The following is a 19,264-nucleotide window of genomic DNA, read 5'->3' on the forward strand; positions in this document are numbered from 1 at the left end:
TAACCCGATTGCAGGGGGTAAGTTTTATAGTTTTTAGCTTTTAAAACAGCTTGTTGCATGTTTTTGTGTTCTTGCTTCCATAACCAAATTAGGGATGGCGTGCGAGTTTGTCTGCCATAAAATGGTTATGAAGGTATGAGTTTTGTTTATTTGGTGAGCTGTGTCGGAAAAATGAGAAAGCGTATCGAGGCTGAGGAATGGCGGGTATTGGGCACGGCAGAAGCGCTATTCAGAGCGGGCTGAAGAGCAGAATTTTGTCAGAGGGGGAAAAGGGGGGAAAGCAAGCGGAGAGCCGTTTGCGGCGCTCTCCGCCAGAGGTATTACATGCGTTCGACGGTTTTAATGCCCAGCGTATCCAGACCTTGCTTCAGCGTTTTCGCGGTTAACGCGGCCAGCTGCAGGCGGCTCTGACGGATGTTCTCGTCCTCGGCGGAGAGAATAGGGCAATGTTCGTAGAAGCCGGAGAACTGGCCGGCCAGATCGTACAGATAAGCACACATCACATGTGGCGTACCGTCGCGCGCGACCTGCGTTATCACTTCTTCGAACTGCAGCAGACGCGTAGCCAACTGCGCTTCACGCTCTTCAGTCAGCACGATGTCACCGCTCAGGCTATCGGCATCGATGCCGGCTTTGCGGAACACCGACAGCACGCGCGTGTAGGCATATTGCATGTAAGGCGCCGTGTTGCCTTCGAAGGCCAGCATGTTGTCCCAGTCGAAGATGTAATCGGTGGTGCGGCTTTTTGACAGGTCAGCGTATTTCACTGCGCCGATGCCGACCACTTCCGACAGATCCTTCAGCTCTTGCGCGGACATCTCTGGATTCTTTTCGCTGACCAACGCATGCGCGCGTTCAACCGCTTCATCCAGCAAATCGGCGAGACGAATAGTGCCGCCGCTGCGGGTTTTAAATGGACGACCATCTTTACCCAGCATCATGCCGAAGGCGTGATGCTCAAGCGGTACCGATTCCGGCACATAACCGGCTTTACGCACGATGGTCCACGCCTGCTGCAGATGCTGGTGCTGACGGGAATCGATGTAATAGAGCACGCGATCGGCATGCAGGGTTTCGAAACGGTATTTGGCGCAGGCGATGTCGGTAGTGGTGTAGAGATAGCCGCCATCTTTCTTCTGAATGATCACGCCCATCGGTTCGCCTTCCTTGTTTTTGAACTCATCAAGGAAAACCACCGTGGCGCCTTCGCTGGTCACCGCCAGGCCTTTTTCGCGCAGATCGGCAACGATGCCTGGCAGCATGTCGTTGTACAGGCTTTCACCCATCACATCTTTGCGCGTCAGCGTCACGTTCAGGCGGTCATACACCTGCTGGTTCTGGCTCATGGTGATATCAACCAGCTTCTTCCACATGCTGCGGCAATATTCGTCGCCACCCTGTAGCTTCACCACGTAATTACGCGCGCGCTCGGCGAAGGCTTCGTCGGCATCGTAGGTCACTTTGGCTTCGCGGTAGAAAGCTTCCAGGTCAGCCAGTGCGATCTCTTCGTGATGTTCGTTCTGCTGCTTTTCCAGATAGGCAATCAGCATACCGAACTGCGTGCCCCAGTCGCCGACGTGGTTGGCGCGGATCACGTTATGGCCAAGGAACTCCAGCGTACGCACTGCGGCATCACCAATGATGGTGGAACGGACGTGACCGACGTGCATCTGCTTCGCTACGTTAGGCGCGGAGTAATCCACCACGACAGTTTGTGGCGCAACCGCACTCACGCCAAGACGCGGCAGCTGCAGCGCCTGCGCGGTTTGCGCCGCCAGCCATGCACGATCGAGGAAGATATTGATAAAGCCGGGACCGGCGATTTCGACTTTGCTGGCGATGCCGTTAAGATCCAGATGCTGAATCACCTGCTCAGCCAGTTGTCGCGGTGCCTGACCGAGCTTTTTCGCTACGGCCATCATGCCGTTTGCCTGATAATCACCGAACTGTACCTTCGCAGACTGGCGAACCTGAGGTTCGCAATCGGCAGGCGCACCCGCCGCAATCATTGCCTGACTGACTTTGTCGGAAAGAAGAGCCTGAATATTCACCGCGTTACCTTCATATGCTGAAAAGGCCCGCCTGTAGGCGGCGAGCCGATGTCGTCATCCCGCAACTGCGCGGCGGGACGGAAAAATAAGAGGGGAAGTATACGTGAAATGTTAAAGTGAGTCAGCTATTCGGTATCTGATGACAGGCAACATCGGGCCCCCAGCGCCGATTAACGGCGCCGCGGGTGACGACGAGGATTTTTAACGCTTTTGTCTTCACGCACCTTCCAATGGCGGGAAATTGCAAATCCCATTAATGCAATCAGGACTGCGACAACAATGAGCATAGACATAAGGCCGTTCCTTGTAGTTGTGAAACCCAAATTTATAAGAAAGGGTTTCAAGCTGCAATTGTTTGCAATTTAAATAAGATTTATCTCATTGTATTAACTATTATGATTAAAAACATATATTTAGCCTACTTTCATAAAGTAACTGCTGGACCTGATTAGGTGATAAATCTGAAATGAATGGTCTATTTATGCGGTTTTTAGCCTTTTTAGCGCCTAAATCGGATGAATCCGACAATTTTGTCAAGCGGAATCAACGGTTAGCAAATTTCATATTGATTAGTAAACCTGAACTGAATTAGAGGTAAGGCATGATGCAGACCCACTTTCCTGTGGAATTGGATGATTTAAAACAAGACATGGCGCGTTTTGAGCAGTCGCTGATGAATTTTTCTGAGCGTTTAGGCATTAACCTGGCTGAACATGAAGCCGATCACGTCGCGGTGCGCTGCCACCAGTTTGCAACAGCAGAACGCTGGAAATCTGGCTTATTGCAGATGGGCACACAGTTTTCCGAGGCAATGATCAATGGTCGCCCGATTTGTCTGTTCAAACTGCTTCAGCCACTGAACCTGGCGGGCTGGCAAATTGATGTGATTGAATTGCCGTGGCCAGGCGAAAAGCTGTATCGCCACGAAGGGTGGGAACATGTAGAGATTGTACTGCGTGGAGAACCGGAAACGCTGGGCATGCGGGCGATGGCGCTGCTTTCTGATGATGCGCTGACACAGCCGGGCATCTCGTTTAAAACCAGCGCGCCCAAAGGCGAGAACGAGCGGTTGCCCAATCCGACGCTGGCGGTGACGGACGGGCAAACCACCATTAAGTTTCATCCATGGCGACTGGAAGAGATTGTCGCCAGTGAGCAGGCTTAACGCCGCGCCGCGACCGCTTTTTGCAAACGCGTGACCGCCTGTTCCAGCGTGGCGCGCGTACAGCCAAAGTTGAAGCGCACGAAATTATCATCGCCAAAATCGTGGCCCGGCGAAAAACCGAGGCCGTGCTGCTCGAAATACGCCATCGGATTGGCGACATCCAGTTTGCTGGCGTCGATCCATCCCAAATAGGTCGCTTCCGGCGCGGCCATCTGCAATTCTGGCAGTGCATTCACCTGCGCCACCAGCCAGTCGCGATTGGCGCGTAGATAATCCAGCTGCGCTGCCAGCCATGTATCGCCATCGCGCCACGCCGCTTCGGCAGCTACCAACGCCAGAATATCCACGCCAGGCACGATGCCTTCACGTACGCGTTTGAACCGCGCACGCAACTCCGGATTGGGAATGATCGCCAGCGACGCGCCCAATCCGGCAATATTGAAGGTTTTCGATGGCGACAGCAGCGTGATGCTGCGCTGTGCGGCATCTTCACTTAACGTAGCAAAGGGAATGTGCTGTGCGCCGGGTGACAGCAATAAATCGCAGTGGATTTCATCGGAGCAGACGATCAAATCATGCTGCTGCGCAAACGCCAGCTGCGCTTCCAGCTCGTCACGACGATAAACCGTGCCGCCCGGATTCTGCGGATTACACAGCATCAGCAGGCGTTCATTGCCCTGCATCGCGCTATTATCCAGATTCATCACCCAGCGATCGTCTTGTAAACGCAGCGGTAAATTTACCTGTGCGCGGTTGGCCAGCTTTGCTGCACCGCGAAACGGCGGATAGATCGGCGTCGGGGAAACGGTGGATTCGCCAAACTCCGTGAATGCGCGGACCGAAAGATTCAAACCGCACACCACGCCGGGCAATAACACAATCCAGTCCGGTTCAATCTGCCAGTTGTAGCGCTGCGCTAAACGCGAAAGGGTGATATCAATCAATCCGGTTGGCGTTGCGCCATAGCCAAATACACCGTGCTCAGCGCGCTGTTTAATGGCCTCAATCACACTCGGCGGCGAACGAAAATCGCTGTCTGCGACCCAGAGCGGCAGCACATCGCGATCACCATATTTGTGCCATTTCAAACTATCGCTGTGACGACGGTCTATCCATTGATTAAAATCGAATGCCATAGTGCGAGTTCCACGTAAACTGTCCAATTAAGTAGACTAACTGAAGCATTCATCCCGAGCCAGAAGTCATGAGAAGGAGCATGGTATGACGAAACTGGAAATTTGTTGCTACGGCATCGACTGCGCAATGACTGCGCAGCTGTCCGGTGCCGATCGCGTGGAGCTGTGCAGTGCACCGCGCGAAGGTGGGTTGACGCCTTCAGCCGGCGTGCTGGAAGCGGCACGACGTGAAATTTCGATCCCGGTACATCCTATCGTCCGTCCGCGCGGCGGCGATTTTTGCTACACCCACTTTGAGTTTGAGTCGATGAAATCGGACGTTGCGCTAATGCGTGAACTCGGTTTTCCCGGCTTAGTGATTGGCATGCTGGATGAAGATGCGCATGTCGATATTGCTCGTATGCAGCAGATTATGAAGCTGTGTGATGGCATGGACGTCACCTTCCATCGCGCCTTTGATTTATGCCACAGCCCGAAACGCTCACTTGAGGTGCTGGCTGATTTAGGCATCGCGCGGATCCTGACGTCTGGTCAGCAACAGAGTGCCGAAGCAGGAATTGCATTATTAAGGGAACTAAATGAACACAGCACAGGTCCGATTATTATGGCCGGTGCGGGCGTACGTTTGAGCAATATCCAGAAGTTCATCGACAGTGGATTGCAGGAAGTCCACAGCTCCGCCAGCCGTTTAGTCGCTTCGCCGATGCGCTACCGTAAAGCCGGTGTTTCCATGTGCTCCGAAGCGGAAACCGATGAATTCAGTCGCTATTGCGTTGATGGTGATGTGGTTGAAGCCATGAAAAGCATGACGCAGTTGAGCGCCGTCCGGGTAGCCTGAATTCCCCCCGATTTTGCCGCGCAGCACGCCAGCTCAAATGACGTGATGTTTGCAAGTACCAACCCCAGTTCTTCTAACTGGGGTTCTTTTTATCTGCAATTCCCGCGGAGATAGCGTGATCGCGTAAATAATGCTTTGATTACTCTATGGCTTCGTACGGATAACCTTTATGAAATCCATCCCTTATACCTTTTTAATGCTGCTATTCCCGTACTGCGGCGTCGCGCTGGCGGTCAGCACCGCGTGTCCGCCGATGAGCAAAAACATCACCAGCAGCAACAACTGGATCATGCTGGGCGGCGATGCCAAAGGCGCGGTGCGTCAGGTGGTGGCAGGTGAATTTGGTAAAGATGTGAACTCGCAAAAGCGCGTACTCGGCCAGTTTGATCAGTGCGGCGATTTGATGGTGGCCGATATCTCCTACGACAAAAATGAAGGCAATGTTCTATTGACGATGGAACAGCATATCGCCCGCGTTCAACGCGGCTGGGTGGCGGAATATGCCTACATGGTTAAGGTGATTAAAGCAGGGCAAGAGGAAGTGGTCGACAACCGTCAGGGCACCATCAGCTGGCAAATCGGCCAGCATGGCAACATTGTCAGCTCATCCGATAAATTCACCAGCATGGGCAAAGATGGCTTTACCGATACCACTTATCGCTATGACAAACAGTTCAGAGTGGAAAAAAGCGTGGCGCGCGGCAGCGATAATATGACCAACGGCGAAAGCAGCTGGCGCTGGAATCCACAAGGATTGGTAACCTCATCCACCAGCGCGCGCAGCAAAGATATTTATAGCTATGATAACCAGTGGCGAGAACTGCGTTTGAACAGCACCGCGACCACGCCAGTCAGCACGCTGCGCTCGGTGGATGAGTGTCAGCTGTGGGATGAAGTGGGCAACTGCACGCTCAGTTATCTGCATGAAACCGAAGTGTTCGCCAAAGGCACCATTGAACGCCATCTCAGCTCCGCTTATAAATACCAATACTGGAACGCACCCAACGAAACCGCCGCACAAGATTAAAGCAAAACGAACAAAACCCACAAAACCCACATAAAGGCTGGAAACAAGGGCCGCGAAGTAAAGCTTCCGCCGCATGGATGCGGCGGCAGAGTCCACAGGGATGTGTCCACGACGCCTTTACGCAGCGGCCCTTGTTTTCAGCCTGAAACGCACCGGAGCAATTGAGAACATCGCATGACACTAATTTTATCTTTCCTTTTCGCCATCACCATCCTCACACTCACGCCCGGTTTTGATACTGCATTAGTGCTGCGTTCCGCCGCCGCGCAAGGCTGGAAACGTGCCTGGGCTACGGCATTTGGCGTTACGCTGGGTTGTCTGGTGTGGGGCGTTGCGGTGGGTTTAGGCTTGGGCGCGCTGCTGCTGGCCTCGGAAATGGCGTATAACCTGCTGAAATGGATCGGTGCGGCCTATCTCCTCTATCTCGGTGTCAAATTACTCATCAACCCACGCACCCAAGCGGAAGAAGGGCAGCACGCGCAGAGTAAAGAGCAAAGTTATGTTGCCTGCTTCACGCGCGGACTCTTTGGTAACCTGTTAAATCCTAAAGTCGGCGTATTCTACGTAACCTTTCTGCCGCAGTTTATTCCGGCGGGCGCGTCGGTGCCGCTGTGGTGTACGCTGATGGCGCTCACGCACATGGTGATAGGTTTGGTATGGAATGCGGTGCTAATTGGCAGCAGCCAGTATTTTGCGGCGCATCTGCGTCGCCCAGCGGTGCTGAAAGTGATGGATCGCCTGACGGGCAGCGTGTTTATTGGCTTCGCCGCGAAGCTGGCGCTATCGCGGCGTTAAACATTACGGCTTGCGCGCGACTAGCACGGCGCGCAGCGGGGCGGGATAACCTTCCACGGTTTTGCTGCTGTCATGCGGATCAAGAAACTCGGCCAGCGACTCGCTGGTCATCCAACTGGTGCGACGCTGCTCTTCCACGGACGTCACCGCGTAATCCGCGATGCGCACATCGACAAATCCGCACTTCTCCAGCCAGCTCTTCAGCGCCGCCGCAGAAGGGATAAAGTAGACGTTACGCATCTGCGCATAACGCTCACCCGGCACCAACACCGCGTTCTCATCGCCTTCAATCACCAGCGTCTCCAGCACCAGCTCGCCATCACTGACTAACTGATTTTTCAGCTGCATCAAGTGGTCGAGCGGCGAACGGCGGTGATAAAGCACGCCCATGGAAAACACGGTATCAAACGCTTGTAACGCCGGCAGTTGCTCAATGCCCAGCGGCAGCAAATGCGCACGACGATCGTCACCCAACAGCTTACGCACCGCTTCGAACTGACACAAAAACAGCTGCATTGGATCGATGCCGACCACCAGTTTGGCGCCCGCGCCAATCATGCGCCACATGTGATAGCCGCTACCGCAGCCAACATCCAACACCGTACGGTGCTGCAACGGCGAAATGTGCGGCAACACGCGATCCCATTTCCAGTCGGAACGCCATTCGGTATCGATCTCGGTACCGTACAGCGAATAAGGACCTTTGCGCCACGGCATCAAATTGCGTAACAGATTCTCAATGCCCAGACGCTGACGATCGGTCAGATCCTCAACATCGGCGCTCACGCTATGCAACAAATCCAGCTTCTGCGGCGTCAGCAGCGGCAGATAATCAACTGAATTCTCCCAGTCGCGGAATTTACCGTGCAAATTTTCACGCTGCCATGCGGCGACTTGCGCCGGTAACACTTCCAGCCAACTGGCGAGCGGGCCGGTGGCAATCTGCTGATAAAAACGGCCAAACTCAATCATTTCAACGCCACCAACGAACCAAAGTTAAAGCACTGGAACCACAACTCCGCATGTTTGAACCCGGCGTTTTTCAGGCGCGCTTTGTGCGCTTCAACGCTATCGGTCAGCATCACGTTTTCCAGCATGCTGCGTTTCTGGCTGATCTCCAGCTCGCTGTAACCGTTAGCGCGTTTGAAATCGTGATGCATGTTAAACAGCAACTCGCCGACATCGGCATCTTCAAAACTGAATTTCTCCGACAACACCAGCGCGCCGCCCGGATTCAATCCGTTAACAATCTTCTTCAGCAGCTCGAGACGTGCTGGTGGCTCAAGGAATTGCAGGGTAAAGTTCAGCACCACCAACGAGGCGTTCTCAATATGGATGTCCTGAATATCTGCTTCGATCACCTGCACCGGCGTATCCGCGCGGAAGGCGTCGATATGGCGACGACAGCGCTCCACCATCGCCGGTGAATTATCCACGGCAATAATCTGGCAGCCCGGCACATGAATATTGCGGCGCACCGACAGCGTGGCGGCACCGAGTGAACAGCCGAGATCGTAAACCTGGGTATTCGGCTGAACGAAGCGTTCCGCCAGCATGCCAATCATCGAAATGATGTTGGAATAACCCGGCACCGAGCGCTGAATCATATCGGGAAAAACTTCAGCTACGCGCTCGTCAAAGGTCCAGTCGCCCAGCTTATCGATGGGCGCGGAAAATAGCGTATCGCGATCAGACATAATGAAAAGGTCCGGAGAGAAAACGGAAAGGGCGCTATTTTGGCAGAAACGCGGGCAGGCTGCACCCTTTGCGTTGCGTCTAGAACAGGCTCGATTGCTGCGGCCAGTCGGGCAGATCGCGTAAGGTTGGTTCCAGTTGCTGCAACTGTGGCCACAACGCCTGAAGCAGCGGAAACACCTCGCCCATATCCGGCATATGGATAAACAGCAGCGGATCGCTATCCCGCTGCCACGCTTGCAGCTTGCTGTGCCATGGCTGAAACAGCGGCACGCTCTCCGCCACGCTATCACTGCCAATGAAACGCACCATCGGTTGCGCACCGGTACGCACCACATGCAGCGGCACGCGCGGCTTTTGCGATCGAGCGTGCACCGCTGCGGCCGACTGTGAGGTGGAGGCATGCACCGGACGACTATCCAGCATCACCCGATTAATTTGACGCTCCAGCAAACCGCGATTCAGCGCGCGTTCAGCATCTCCTTTGGCGAAAAATGCCTGATGCCGCACCTCGACGCCATAGCGGAAATTGCGCGGCAAACTATCGAGAAAAGACCACAAATCGCCGAGCTGAGCCGGTGAAAACGCCGCCGGCAGCTGCAGCCAGTATTGACCGATGCGCGTGCTGAGCGGATCGAGCAGACGGAAAAACTCATTCAGCAACTCATCACAGTCGCGTAGAGCCGCTTTATGGCTGATGCTTTCGGGAAACTTGAAGCAGAAACGGAAATCGTCGTGCGTCATGTCGCGCCAGCGCAGCACCACTTCCGGCTTTGGCAGCGCATACAACGTGGTATTACCTTCCACACAACCAAACAGCTGCGCGTAATCGGCTAAGGTCTCAATACCGAACTGTTTCCATTGCGCGTGCTGCCATTGCGGTAATCCAATACGAAGTGTCAACGCGAACTCCTGAATCCTTTAGGGCGGGAAAGGGCGGCTTAATGTAACCTGTTTTGATGTCGGCAGGAAAAACAGCGCGATAAAGCATAATGTTTTGTCCGCTTTGATCGGGCTCCACTTATCCTGCCTGGGTTTTTCCATTATAATAGCCGCCTTTTTTGCGACAGCATCTCAGAAGGTTACGCGGCCTGATGCTGTCTGGCAGCAGCGGCGAAGTTAAAAGGATACGTTATGCGTACAGAATATTGCGGACAGCTCAATCTGTCTCACGTGGGTCAGCAAGTCACTCTCTGCGGCTGGGTAAATCGCCGTCGCGATCTGGGTAGCCTGATTTTTATCGATATGCGTGACCGTGAAGGTATCGCGCAGGTGTTCTTTGATGCCGATCGTCAGGACGCTTTCCAGCTGGCATCTGAGCTGCGTAACGAATTCTGTATCCAGATCACCGGCACCGTGCGTGCACGTGACGAAAAGAACAAAAACAGCGATATGGCGACCGGCGAAGTGGAAGTGTTTGCCCACGAGCTGAATATCATCAACCGCGCTGAACCGCTGCCGCTGGACTCTAACCAGGTCAACAGCGAAGAAGCGCGCCTGACCTATCGTTACCTGGACCTGCGTCGTCCGGAAATGGCGCAGCGTTTGAAAACCCGCGCTAAAATTACCAGCTTCGTGCGTCGCTTTATGGACGACCAGGGTTTCCTCGATATCGAAACGCCGATGCTGACCAAAGCCACGCCTGAAGGCGCGCGTGACTATCTGGTGCCAAGCCGCGTGCATAAAGGCAAGTTCTACGCGCTGCCGCAGTCGCCACAGCTGTTCAAACAGCTGCTGATGATGTCGGGTTTTGACCGCTACTATCAGATCGTTAAGTGTTTCCGTGACGAAGATCTGCGTGCAGATCGTCAGCCAGAATTTACCCAGATCGACGTGGAGACCTCTTTCATGACCGCAGAGCAGGTGCGTGAAAAGATGGAACGTCTGATTCGTGAATTGTGGATCGATATCAAAGGCGTGGATCTCGGTGACTTCCCGCAGATGACTTTTGCGGAAGCGATGAACCGTTACGGCTCAGATAAGCCAGACCTGCGTAACCCAATGGAGCTGGTCGACGTTGCCGATCTGCTGAAAAACGTAGAATTCCAGGTGTTTGCTGGCCCAGCCAATGATGCCAAAGGCCGCGTGGCGGCTCTGCGCGTACCGGGCGGTGCAGCGCTGACGCGTAAGCAAATCGATGAGTACGGTGAATTTGTCAAAATTTATGGCGCCAAAGGTTTGGCGTGGATGAAGATCAACGAACGCGCGAAAGGCTTCGAAGGCGTACAGAGCCCGGTTGCCAAGTTCCTCAGCGCAGAAATCGTTGAAGACATTCTCAACCGTACTGGCGCCCAAGATGGCGACCTGATCTTCTTCGGTGCGGACCGCGCCAAAGTGGTGGCGGATGCGCTGGGTGCGCTGCGTCTGAAAGTGGGCCGCGATCTGCAGATTACTGATGACAAAGCCTGGGCGCCGCTGTGGGTGATCGACTTCCCAATGTTTGAGGAAGATGATGAGGGCGGCCTGGCAGCGATGCACCATCCGTTCACGTCGCCGAAAGACCTGAGCGCAGAACAGCTGGCAACCGATCCGGTACAAGCGGTAGCGAATGCCTACGATATGGTGATTAACGGCTACGAAGTGGGTGGCGGTTCCGTACGTATTCATAATGGTAAAATGCAGCAGACGGTATTCAGCATCCTCGGCATTACTGAAGAAGAGCAGCGTGAGAAGTTTGGCTTCCTGCTCGACGCACTGAAATACGGTACGCCGCCGCACGCCGGCCTGGCGTTCGGCCTGGATCGTCTGACCATGCTGTTGACCGGCACCGATAACATCCGTGATGTGATCGCGTTCCCGAAAACGACTGCCGCCGCGTGCATGATGACCGAAGCCCCAAGCGAAGCCAATCCCGCTGCGTTGCTGGACCTCGGCATTCTGGTGGCGCCGAAAAAAGAAAAAACAGAGAACAAATAATGGGCTTTAAACATCCGGTTTCGGTGCTGGTGGTGATTTTTGCCCGCGATACCGGCCGGGTGTTAATGCTGCAGCGACGTGATGACGACAGCTTCTGGCAATCGGTCACTGGCAGCCTGGAAGCGGGCGAAACCCCGCGCCAGGCAGCTCAGCGCGAAGTGTTAGAAGAACTTGCCATTGATATTGCGCACGAAAAGCTAGTGCTGGACGATTGCCACAAGCAAATCGAGTTTGAGATCTTCCCGCACTATCGCCATCGTTACGCACCGGGCACCACGCACAATCGCGAACACTGGTTCAGGTTGGCTATACCCGCAGAACGCGACCTGCTGCTCACCGAGCATCTCGCCGCGCGCTGGCTCGAACCCGCCGCTGCTGCTGCCCTCACCAAGTCCTGGAGTAACCGCCAGGCGATTGAAGAATTTATCTGAATGCTCGCCGCCGCGCGTTTTTCCGGTGGCGAATGCATTAAGTTTTATGAATCTGGTGAGTTTTCAACGAACGCACCGAACAATATCGAACAGTCAGGCGTAATCGGCGCCGCGAGGTTGTTCACCGCCAGCGCACAGCAACCGGAGCGTACTTATGTACGTGAGGATTGCGAGCACTGCCGGGGGACAAGATCGCAAGTAAGATAGCCTGCACCCAGTAAAAGATCGGAGATAAAGTAAGATGGCTGGACACAGTAAATGGGCGAATACTAAGCATCGTAAAGCTGCTCAGGACGCTAAGCGCGGTAAAATCTTCACCAAAATCATTCGTGAGCTGGTCACCGCCGCGAAACTGGGCGGTGGCGATGCGGGTTCCAACCCACGTCTGCGCGCAGCGATGGATAAAGCGCTGTCTAACAACATGACGCGCGACACCATGAACCGTGCCATCGCACGCGGCGTGGGCGGTGAAGATGATTCCAACATGGAAACCATCATTTATGAAGGTTACGGTCCGGGCGGCTCAGCAGTGATGATTGAGTGCCTGAGCGACAACCGCAACCGTACCGTGGGCGAAGTGCGTCATGCCTTCACCAAAACCGGCGGCAACCTCGGTACCGACGGCTCGGTTTCTTACCTGTTCAGCAAGAAGGGCGTAATCTCCTTCGCGCCAGGTCAGGACGAAGATGCGGTGATGGAAGCGGCGCTGGAAGCAGGTGCAGAAGACGTTGTGGCCTATGACGACGGCGCGATTGATGTCTTCACCGCGTGGGAAGAGATGGGTGCAGTGCGTGATGCGCTGGAAGCGGGCGGTCTGAAAGCCGACTCGGCTGAAGTCTCGATGATCCCTTCCACTAAAGCCGAAATGGATGCCGAAACCGCGCCGAAACTGCTGCGCCTCATCGACATGCTGGAAGACTGTGACGACGTGCAGGAAGTTTACCATAACGGTGAAATCTCTGATGAGATCGCAGAAACGCTGTAATGGCGTTGCTTAAAACCCTACTCACCGGAGACGCGCCGTGGCGATAATTCTCGGGATCGATCCCGGCTCGCGCGTCACCGGTTACGGTGTTATTCGCCAAACCGGCCGCCAGCTTACCTATCTGGGCAGCGGCTGTATCCGCACCAGCGTCACCGATCTGCCGACGCGCCTCAAACTGATCTACGCGGGCGTCAGCGAAATTATCACCCAGTTCTCACCCGACTATTTCGCCATCGAGCAGGTGTTTATGGCCAAGAATGCGGACTCAGCGCTGAAACTGGGCCAGGCGCGCGGTGCGGCGATTGTCGCGGCGGTGAATCATGATTTGCCGGTGTTTGAATATGCGGCGCGCCAGGTGAAGCAAACCGTTACCGGTACCGGCGGTGCAGAGAAAAGTCAGGTGCAGCATATGGTACGAACCTTGCTAAAACTGCCGGCCAATCCGCAGGCGGATGCCGCCGATGCGCTGGCCATCGCCATTACGCATTGCCATATGAGCCAAAACGCGGCGCGTATCAGCGATACGAAACTGGTGATGACGCGCGGACGTATGCGATCGGGTTAGCGGAAACGAAACGCAGTATGAGGCTGGATATTCATCCAGCCTTTTTTATGGTATATAAACAGGCTTACTTATCAGATTAAGGAATTGCTCAGGTGATTGGTCGTTTACGAGGCAACATTCTGGAAAAACAGCCGCCGCTGGTGTTGATTGAGGCGCACGGTGTCGGTTATGAAGTGCACATGCCAATGACCTGCTTTTACGAGCTGCCGGAGATCAATCAGGAAGCGATTATCTTTACGCAGTTTGTGGTACGCGAAGATGCGCAACTGCTATTCGGTTTCAATAACAAGCAGGAACGCACGCTGTTCCGCGAGCTGGTGAAGGTGAATGGCGTTGGGCCAAAACTGGCGCTGGCAATTCTGTCTGGCATGTCGGCCCAGCAGTTCGTGACCGCCGTTGAGCGACAAGAGATTGCCTCGCTGATCAAACTGCCGGGCGTGGGTAAAAAAACCGCCGAGCGTTTGATTGTGGAGATGAAAGACCGCTTTATCGGCATGCACGGCGATCTGTTTGGTGGTGATTCAACCTTTACGTTGACCACGCCATCCGCTGCACAAGACAATAACGATGCTGAAGCCGAAGCGGTTTCAGCGCTGGTGGCTCTGGGCTATAAACCGCAGGAAGCCAGCCGTATGATCAGCAAAGTCGGGAAACCGGATGCGGATTGCGAAACCCTGATTCGTGAAGCCCTGCGCGCAGCTATTTGAGGTAAAGCATGATTGAAGCCGATCGTCTGGTCTCGGGCAGTTCCTTTAATGAAGAAGAAACGCTCGACCGTGCCATTCGTCCCAAGCTGCTCACGGAATATGTTGGCCAGCCGCAGGTGCGCGAGCAAATGGAGATTTTCATCCAGGCTGCGAAACTGCGTGGCGATGCACTCGATCATCTGCTGATTTTCGGCCCGCCGGGGTTGGGTAAAACTACGCTGGCTAACATCGTCGCTAACGAAATGGGCGTCAATCTGCGCACCACGTCCGGCCCGGTGCTGGAAAAAGCCGGCGATCTGGCGGCGATGCTCACTAACCTCGAACCGCATGACGTGCTGTTTATTGATGAGATCCATCGGCTGTCGCCGGTGGTGGAAGAAGTGCTGTATCCGGCGATGGAAGATTATCAGCTGGATATCATGATTGGTGAAGGTCCGGCAGCGCGTTCGATTAAGCTCGATCTGCCGCCGTTTACCCTGATTGGTGCCACGACGCGTGCCGGTTCTTTAACTTCGCCGCTGCGCGACCGTTTCGGCATCGTGCAGCGCCTTGAGTTCTATAATGTACCCGATCTGCAGCATATCGTGGGTCGAAGCGCGGCCTGTCTTGGCCTGGCGCTGAGTGAAGAGGGCGCGCTGGAGATAGCGCGTCGTGCACGCGGAACGCCGCGTATCGCTAACCGCCTGCTGCGCCGCGTGCGTGACTTTGCGGAAGTGCGCGCCAACGGCAATCTGAGCGGCGAAGTATCAGCCAGCGCGCTGGATATGCTTAACGTCGACAGTCAGGGTTTTGATTATATGGACCGCAAACTGCTGCTGGCGATTATCGATAAGTTCTCGGGTGGTCCGGTAGGCTTAGATAACCTGGCAGCGGCGATTGGCGAAGAGCGGGAAACTATTGAGGATGTGATTGAACCCTTCCTGATCCAGCAAGGATTCATTCAACGCACGCCGCGTGGCCGGATGGCCACGCAGCATGCTTACAAACACTTTGGTATTAGTCGCGAAGAGTAAACCGGCGTTATGCCGCCGGTTTTTTTGCCATGCTAATGATGAACAATACTGCCGCGCATAACACCACTGAAGGACCGGCTGGCGTATCGTAGCTGGCGGAGAAGGTCAGTCCACCGGTCACTGCGATAATACCGGCAATTACCGCAAAACCGGCCATCTGTTCCGGCGAGCGCGAGAAGCGACGTGCCGTCGCCGCCGGGATAATCAGCAACGACGTAATAATCAAAGCACCGACAAACTTCATCGCTACGCCGATGGTTAACGCGGTGACCAGCATCAACATCAAACGCGTGCGCTGAATGTTAACGCCATCCACCTGCGCCAGCTCCGGGCTGATGGTCATCGACAACAGCGAATTCCACTGCCACGCCATCACCGCCAGTACAATCGCCACGCCGCCGCCCATCATCCACAAATCATCGGGCGTCACCGCCAGCAGATCGCCAAACAGGTAAGCCATCAGATCGACACGCACGCCTTGCATCAGACTGACGACCACTAAACCCAGCGACAGCGCACTGTGCGCCATAATGCCGAGCAGCGTATCAATAGCCAGATGCGGGCGTCGCTCCAGCCACACCAATCCCAACGCCAGACACACGGTCACCAAAATCACCGCATAGTAAGGATTCACGTTGAGCAGCAAACCAAACGCCACGCCCAGTAAGGACGCATGCGCGAGCGTATCGCCGAAGTAAGACATGCGGCGCCAAACCACAAACGAGCCAAGTGGACCGGCCGCCAGCGCCAGCAACACGCCGCCCAGCCAGCCAGGTAATAACAGTTCAATCATGACGGGCCATTTCCTTTGCGCAGAACAATGCGTCCCTGTAAATCGTGACGGTGATTATGATGATGACGATAAATCGCTAGCTGCTGCGCGCCGCGTGGGCCAAACATCGCAATAAACTCGGGATGTTGTGACACCGCTTCCGGCGTGCCGGAACAGCAGATGTGATGGTTGAGACACAGCACTTCGTCGGTTTTCGCCATCACCAGATGCAGGTCGTGTGAAACCATCAGCACACCGCAGTTCAGTTCGCGGCGCAGCTGATCGATTAAATCGTACAGCGCGACCTGGCCATTGACATCAACGCCTTGTGTCGGCTCATCCAATACCAAAAGCTGCGGTTCATTGAGTAATGCACGCGCCAGCAAAACACGTTGTGTCTCACCGCCGGAAAGTTTTTGCAGCGTTGCATGCAGCAGATGCCCGGCCTGTACGCGCTTGAGCGCCGGCAAAATGGCATCGCGTTTGGTGCCGCGCGACAGGCGCATAAAGCGTTCCACGGTGATCGGCAACGTTGGGTCGATGTGCAGTTTTTGCGGCACGTAGCCGATACGCAAATCAGCGGCGCGCTTGACGCTGCCGCTGGTGGGTTTCAGTAGCCCCAACACTGCGCGAACCAGCGTGGATTTACCGGCGCCGTTCGGGCCGAGCAGGGTGAGAATTTTCCCCGGCTCAAGTGCGAGGCTAATACCTGCAAGCACCGGACGCTGGGAGAACTTCACAGAAATGTTTTCAAGGGTAACAAGTGGCGACATGTTATTTACGGGTTGCATAGAATTTCGAATGTTATAATATCACATTCCATCAACGGTTCACGATGGAATGACGTATTATGTTACACAATAAAAAGCGCCTGATTTTCACCCTTACTGCTGCGGCAATTGGCGCGGCAAGCGCATTACCCGCGCACTCCGCAGTTGTCGCTTCAATCAAACCTATCGGATTTATCGCAGCGGCTATCGCAGAGGGTATTACGCCGGTTGAAGTATTGCTGCCTGATGGCGCCTCAGAGCATGATTATGCCTTGCGTCCCTCTGATGTAAAACGTATTAAAAACGCAGACTTAGTAGTATGGACAGGCCCAGAGATGGAAGCCTTTCTTACTAAGTCAGCGGCCGAATTACCCGCCAATAAAAACCTCGAAATTGCCGCATTGCCGGGCATAAAACCGCTATTGATTAGCGGCGATGATGAAGATGAGGAACATGAGCATGGTCACGATCACGATCATGACTCAGAAAATTCCGAAGACCAGGACGGGTCTCATGCGCATCACCACCACGGACAGTTTAATATGCACCTGTGGATGTCCCCTGACATGGCCTTACAATCTGCGGTTGCAATCCATGGAAAATTATTGGAACTTATGCCGCAAAGCAAAGCCAAACTTGACGCTAATCTGCAGGAATTTAAGGCAGAATTAGCCGATGCAGACAAACACATCGGCGCGCAACTCGCGCCTGTGCGGAACAAGGGTTATTTCGTTTTTCACGATGCTTACAGCTACTTTGAAAAACATTACGGTTTGTCACCTTTAGGTCATTTTACCGTCAATCCTGAAATCCAGCCGGGCGCCCAGCGTTTACATCAAATACGAACACAGTTGGTTGAGCAGAAAGCCGTTTGCGTTTTCGCTGAACCACAATTCAGACCGGCCGTCATCGATGCCGTGTCCCGTGGAACTTCCGTACGTAAAGGCACGTTAGATCCGTTGGGTATGGACATCAGCTTATCCAAAGACAGCTACGTGAAATTTCTTTCACAGCTGTCAAGCCAGTATGCGAGCTGCCTGAATGGAGCATGAGGAATAGGTAAAAGTGCAGCAGATAGCCCGCTCTGTCGCCCTCGCATTTAACAATTTGCCGCGCCCCCACCGCGTTATGCTGGGTTCATTAACCGTTGTCACGTTGGCCGTCGCAGTATGGCGGCCTTACGTTTACCATCCGCGTGATGTTGCCCCCATCGTGAAAACCATTGCGTTGGATAAAGATGAACTGCGCACGCTGTTGCCCGAAGCCAGCGAGCCGATTGACCAGACAACGGAAGAACCGTCCGACGATATTCCTGCTGACGACATTGATAATGACGTTCCGGACAATCCCAACGTACATGAGTACACCGTCTCTTCAGGTGATACGCTGAGCAGCGCGTTAAATCAGTACGGTATTGAGATGGGCGATATCAACGCATTAGTCAGTAGCGATAAAGATCTGCGTAACATGCGCGTTGGTCAGCAACTGAGCTGGACGCTGGATGCTGATGGACAACTGCAAACCTTCAGCTGGGAAATCGATCGTCGTGAAACCCGTACTTATCAGCGCGCCGACAACGGCAGCTTTAAGATGCAGCAGGAGCTGCAAAAGGGTGAGTGGCAAAACAACGTACTGAAAGGTGAAGTGCGCGGCAGTTTTGCTGCCAGTGCCCAGCGTGCAGGCTTGACCAGCGCAGAAACCAGTAACGTCATCAAAGCGATGCAGTGGCAGATGGATTTCCGCAAACTACGCGCCGGTGATGACTTCAGTGTGCTAATGTCACGTGAAATGCTCGATGGCAAAAGTGCCCAAAGCCAATTGCTTGGCGTGCGTTTGCGCACCGGCGGTAAAGACTATTACGCGTTCCGTGCGGAAGACGGCAAGTTCTACGATCGCAACGCGTCTGGTTTAGCGCGTGGCTTTATGCGTTTCCCTACGGTTAAGCAGTATCGTGTCTCTTCCAACTTCAATCCGCGTCGCCTTAATCCGGTAACCGGCCGCATTGCACCGCATAAAGGTGTCGATTTCGCGCTGCCTATTGGTACGCCTGTGTTAGCCGTGGGCGATGGTGAAGTGGTGATGGCGAAAAACGGTGGTGCTGCCGGGAATTACGTGGCAATTCGTCATGGTCGTCAGTACATGACGCGTTATATGCACCTGAGTAAAGCGTTGGTGAAACCGGGGCAAAAAGTGAAACGCGGCGATCGTATTGCGTTGTCGGGTAACACCGGACGTTCAACCGGTCCGCATCTGCATTATGAAGTATGGATCAACAATCAGGCGGTGAATCCATTGACGGCAAAACTGCCGCGCATGGAGGGTCTGACGGGTAAAGATCGCAGCACTTACATGGCGCAAGTCAAAACCTGGTTGCCGCAGTTGACGCTGAAATAGCGCA

General features: G+C 54.4%; 20 protein-coding genes. 12 read left to right on the forward strand and 8 right to left on the reverse strand.

Annotation, left to right across the window (positions count from 1 at the left end):
- Window positions 1-320: 320 nt before the first annotated feature.
- Both argS and PZBJ_RS24475 read right to left on the reverse strand, forming a co-directional pair.
- Window positions 321-2,051 (reverse strand): arginine--tRNA ligase, encoded by a 1,731-nt coding sequence (gene argS, locus PZBJ_RS21150; protein WP_101764148.1) that lies wholly within the window; start codon window positions 2,049-2,051, stop codon window positions 321-323.
- A gap of 170 nt (window positions 2,052-2,221) precedes the next feature.
- Window positions 2,222-2,344 (reverse strand): hypothetical protein, encoded by a 123-nt coding sequence (locus PZBJ_RS24475; protein ID WP_007889544.1) that lies wholly within the window; start codon window positions 2,342-2,344, stop codon window positions 2,222-2,224.
- A 311-nt stretch (window positions 2,345-2,655) separates the two neighbouring features.
- On the opposite strand from PZBJ_RS24475, the gene PZBJ_RS21155 reads away from it, so the two are divergent.
- Window positions 2,656-3,216, forward strand: coding sequence for a VOC family protein (locus PZBJ_RS21155; protein ID WP_101764608.1), 561 nt, complete (start codon window positions 2,656-2,658; stop codon window positions 3,214-3,216).
- Here PZBJ_RS21155 and PZBJ_RS21160 read toward each other — a convergent pair.
- A complete protein-coding gene (locus tag PZBJ_RS21160) occupies window positions 3,213-4,352 on the reverse strand; it encodes a MalY/PatB family protein (protein WP_101764149.1) in 1,140 nt (379 codons plus the stop codon). The genes PZBJ_RS21155 and PZBJ_RS21160 overlap by 4 nt on opposite strands.
- A gap of 85 nt (window positions 4,353-4,437) precedes the next feature.
- On the opposite strand from PZBJ_RS21160, the gene cutC reads away from it, so the two are divergent.
- From cutC to PZBJ_RS21175, 3 genes are all read left to right on the forward strand, one after another.
- Entirely contained in the window at window positions 4,438-5,190 is a 753-nt protein-coding gene (gene cutC / locus PZBJ_RS21165) for a copper homeostasis protein CutC (protein WP_101764150.1), read from the forward strand.
- Between the two features lie 196 nt (window positions 5,191-5,386).
- Window positions 5,387-6,217 (forward strand): hypothetical protein, encoded by an 831-nt coding sequence (locus PZBJ_RS21170; protein WP_420818500.1) that lies wholly within the window; start codon window positions 5,387-5,389, stop codon window positions 6,215-6,217.
- A 174-nt stretch (window positions 6,218-6,391) separates the two neighbouring features.
- On the forward strand, window positions 6,392-7,012 hold the full coding sequence (locus tag PZBJ_RS21175) for a LysE family translocator (protein WP_101764152.1): 621 nt from the start codon (window positions 6,392-6,394) through the stop codon (window positions 7,010-7,012).
- Between the two features lie 3 nt (window positions 7,013-7,015).
- Here the strand turns inward: PZBJ_RS21175 and cmoB are convergent, their stop codons facing one another.
- The 3 genes from cmoB to PZBJ_RS21190 all read right to left on the reverse strand — a co-directional run bounded on the left by cmoB (window position 7,016) and on the right by PZBJ_RS21190 (window position 9,610).
- Entirely contained in the window at window positions 7,016-7,984 is a 969-nt protein-coding gene (cmoB, locus tag PZBJ_RS21180; RefSeq protein ID WP_101764153.1) for a tRNA 5-methoxyuridine(34)/uridine 5-oxyacetic acid(34) synthase CmoB, read from the reverse strand.
- Window positions 7,981-8,709, reverse strand: coding sequence for a carboxy-S-adenosyl-L-methionine synthase CmoA (cmoA, locus tag PZBJ_RS21185; RefSeq protein ID WP_101764154.1), 729 nt, complete (start codon window positions 8,707-8,709; stop codon window positions 7,981-7,983). The genes cmoB and cmoA overlap by 4 nt, the downstream gene beginning before the upstream one ends.
- A 79-nt stretch (window positions 8,710-8,788) precedes the next feature.
- Window positions 8,789-9,610, reverse strand: coding sequence for a DUF72 domain-containing protein (locus PZBJ_RS21190; RefSeq protein WP_101764155.1), 822 nt, complete (start codon window positions 9,608-9,610; stop codon window positions 8,789-8,791).
- Between the two features lie 231 nt (window positions 9,611-9,841).
- Between PZBJ_RS21190 and aspS the strand changes: the two genes are divergently transcribed.
- The 6 genes from aspS to ruvB all read left to right on the forward strand — a co-directional run bounded on the left by aspS (window position 9,842) and on the right by ruvB (window position 15,324).
- Window positions 9,842-11,623 (forward strand): aspartate--tRNA ligase, encoded by a 1,782-nt coding sequence (aspS, locus tag PZBJ_RS21195; protein ID WP_101764156.1) that lies wholly within the window; start codon window positions 9,842-9,844, stop codon window positions 11,621-11,623.
- Window positions 11,623-12,054, forward strand: a complete 432-nt coding sequence (gene nudB / locus PZBJ_RS21200; protein WP_008110490.1) for a dihydroneopterin triphosphate diphosphatase — start codon at window positions 11,623-11,625, stop codon at window positions 12,052-12,054. The genes aspS and nudB overlap by 1 nt, the downstream gene beginning before the upstream one ends.
- 241 nt (window positions 12,055-12,295) lie before the next feature.
- Complete coding sequence (locus PZBJ_RS21210; protein WP_007889557.1) at window positions 12,296-13,039, forward strand: YebC/PmpR family DNA-binding transcriptional regulator; 744 nt, start codon at window positions 12,296-12,298, stop codon at window positions 13,037-13,039.
- Window positions 13,040-13,076: 37 nt separating this feature from the next.
- Window positions 13,077-13,604, forward strand: coding sequence for a crossover junction endodeoxyribonuclease RuvC (gene ruvC / locus PZBJ_RS21215; protein WP_008110486.1), 528 nt, complete (start codon window positions 13,077-13,079; stop codon window positions 13,602-13,604).
- A 92-nt stretch (window positions 13,605-13,696) separates the two neighbouring features.
- On the forward strand, window positions 13,697-14,311 hold the full coding sequence (ruvA, locus tag PZBJ_RS21220) for a Holliday junction branch migration protein RuvA (protein ID WP_007889559.1): 615 nt from the start codon (window positions 13,697-13,699) through the stop codon (window positions 14,309-14,311).
- An 8-nt stretch (window positions 14,312-14,319) separates the two neighbouring features.
- Window positions 14,320-15,324 carry a Holliday junction branch migration DNA helicase RuvB gene (gene ruvB, locus PZBJ_RS21225; RefSeq protein ID WP_007889560.1) on the forward strand — a complete coding sequence of 335 codons (1,005 nt, stop codon included), beginning with the start codon at window positions 14,320-14,322 and terminating at the stop codon, window positions 15,322-15,324.
- 7 nt (window positions 15,325-15,331) lie between these two features.
- Here the strand turns inward: ruvB and znuB are convergent, their stop codons facing one another.
- Entirely contained in the window at window positions 15,332-16,117 is a 786-nt protein-coding gene (gene znuB / locus PZBJ_RS21230) for a zinc ABC transporter permease subunit ZnuB (RefSeq protein WP_101764158.1), read from the reverse strand.
- Window positions 16,114-16,869 (reverse strand): zinc ABC transporter ATP-binding protein ZnuC, encoded by a 756-nt coding sequence (znuC, locus tag PZBJ_RS21235; RefSeq protein WP_101764609.1) that lies wholly within the window; start codon window positions 16,867-16,869, stop codon window positions 16,114-16,116. Before znuC ends, znuB begins: the two co-directional genes overlap by 4 nt.
- 77 nt (window positions 16,870-16,946) lie before the next feature.
- Between znuC and znuA the strand changes: the two genes are divergently transcribed.
- Together znuA and mepM are read left to right on the forward strand one after the other, a co-directional pair.
- Window positions 16,947-17,918: a zinc ABC transporter substrate-binding protein ZnuA gene (gene znuA / locus PZBJ_RS21240; protein WP_101764159.1), complete on the forward strand. Its 972-nt coding sequence runs from the start codon at window positions 16,947-16,949 to the stop codon at window positions 17,916-17,918.
- A gap of 13 nt (window positions 17,919-17,931) precedes the next feature.
- The gene (mepM, locus tag PZBJ_RS21245) at window positions 17,932-19,260 is read left to right on the forward strand and encodes a murein DD-endopeptidase MepM (RefSeq protein WP_101764160.1); all 1,329 of its coding nucleotides are present in this window, start codon (window positions 17,932-17,934) and stop codon (window positions 19,258-19,260) included.
- The last annotated feature ends 4 nt before the right edge of the window (window positions 19,261-19,264 follow it).

The organism is Pantoea endophytica, assembly GCF_002858935.1.
Taxonomy (GTDB): Bacteria; Pseudomonadota; Gammaproteobacteria; order Enterobacterales; family Enterobacteriaceae; genus Pantoea; species Pantoea leporis.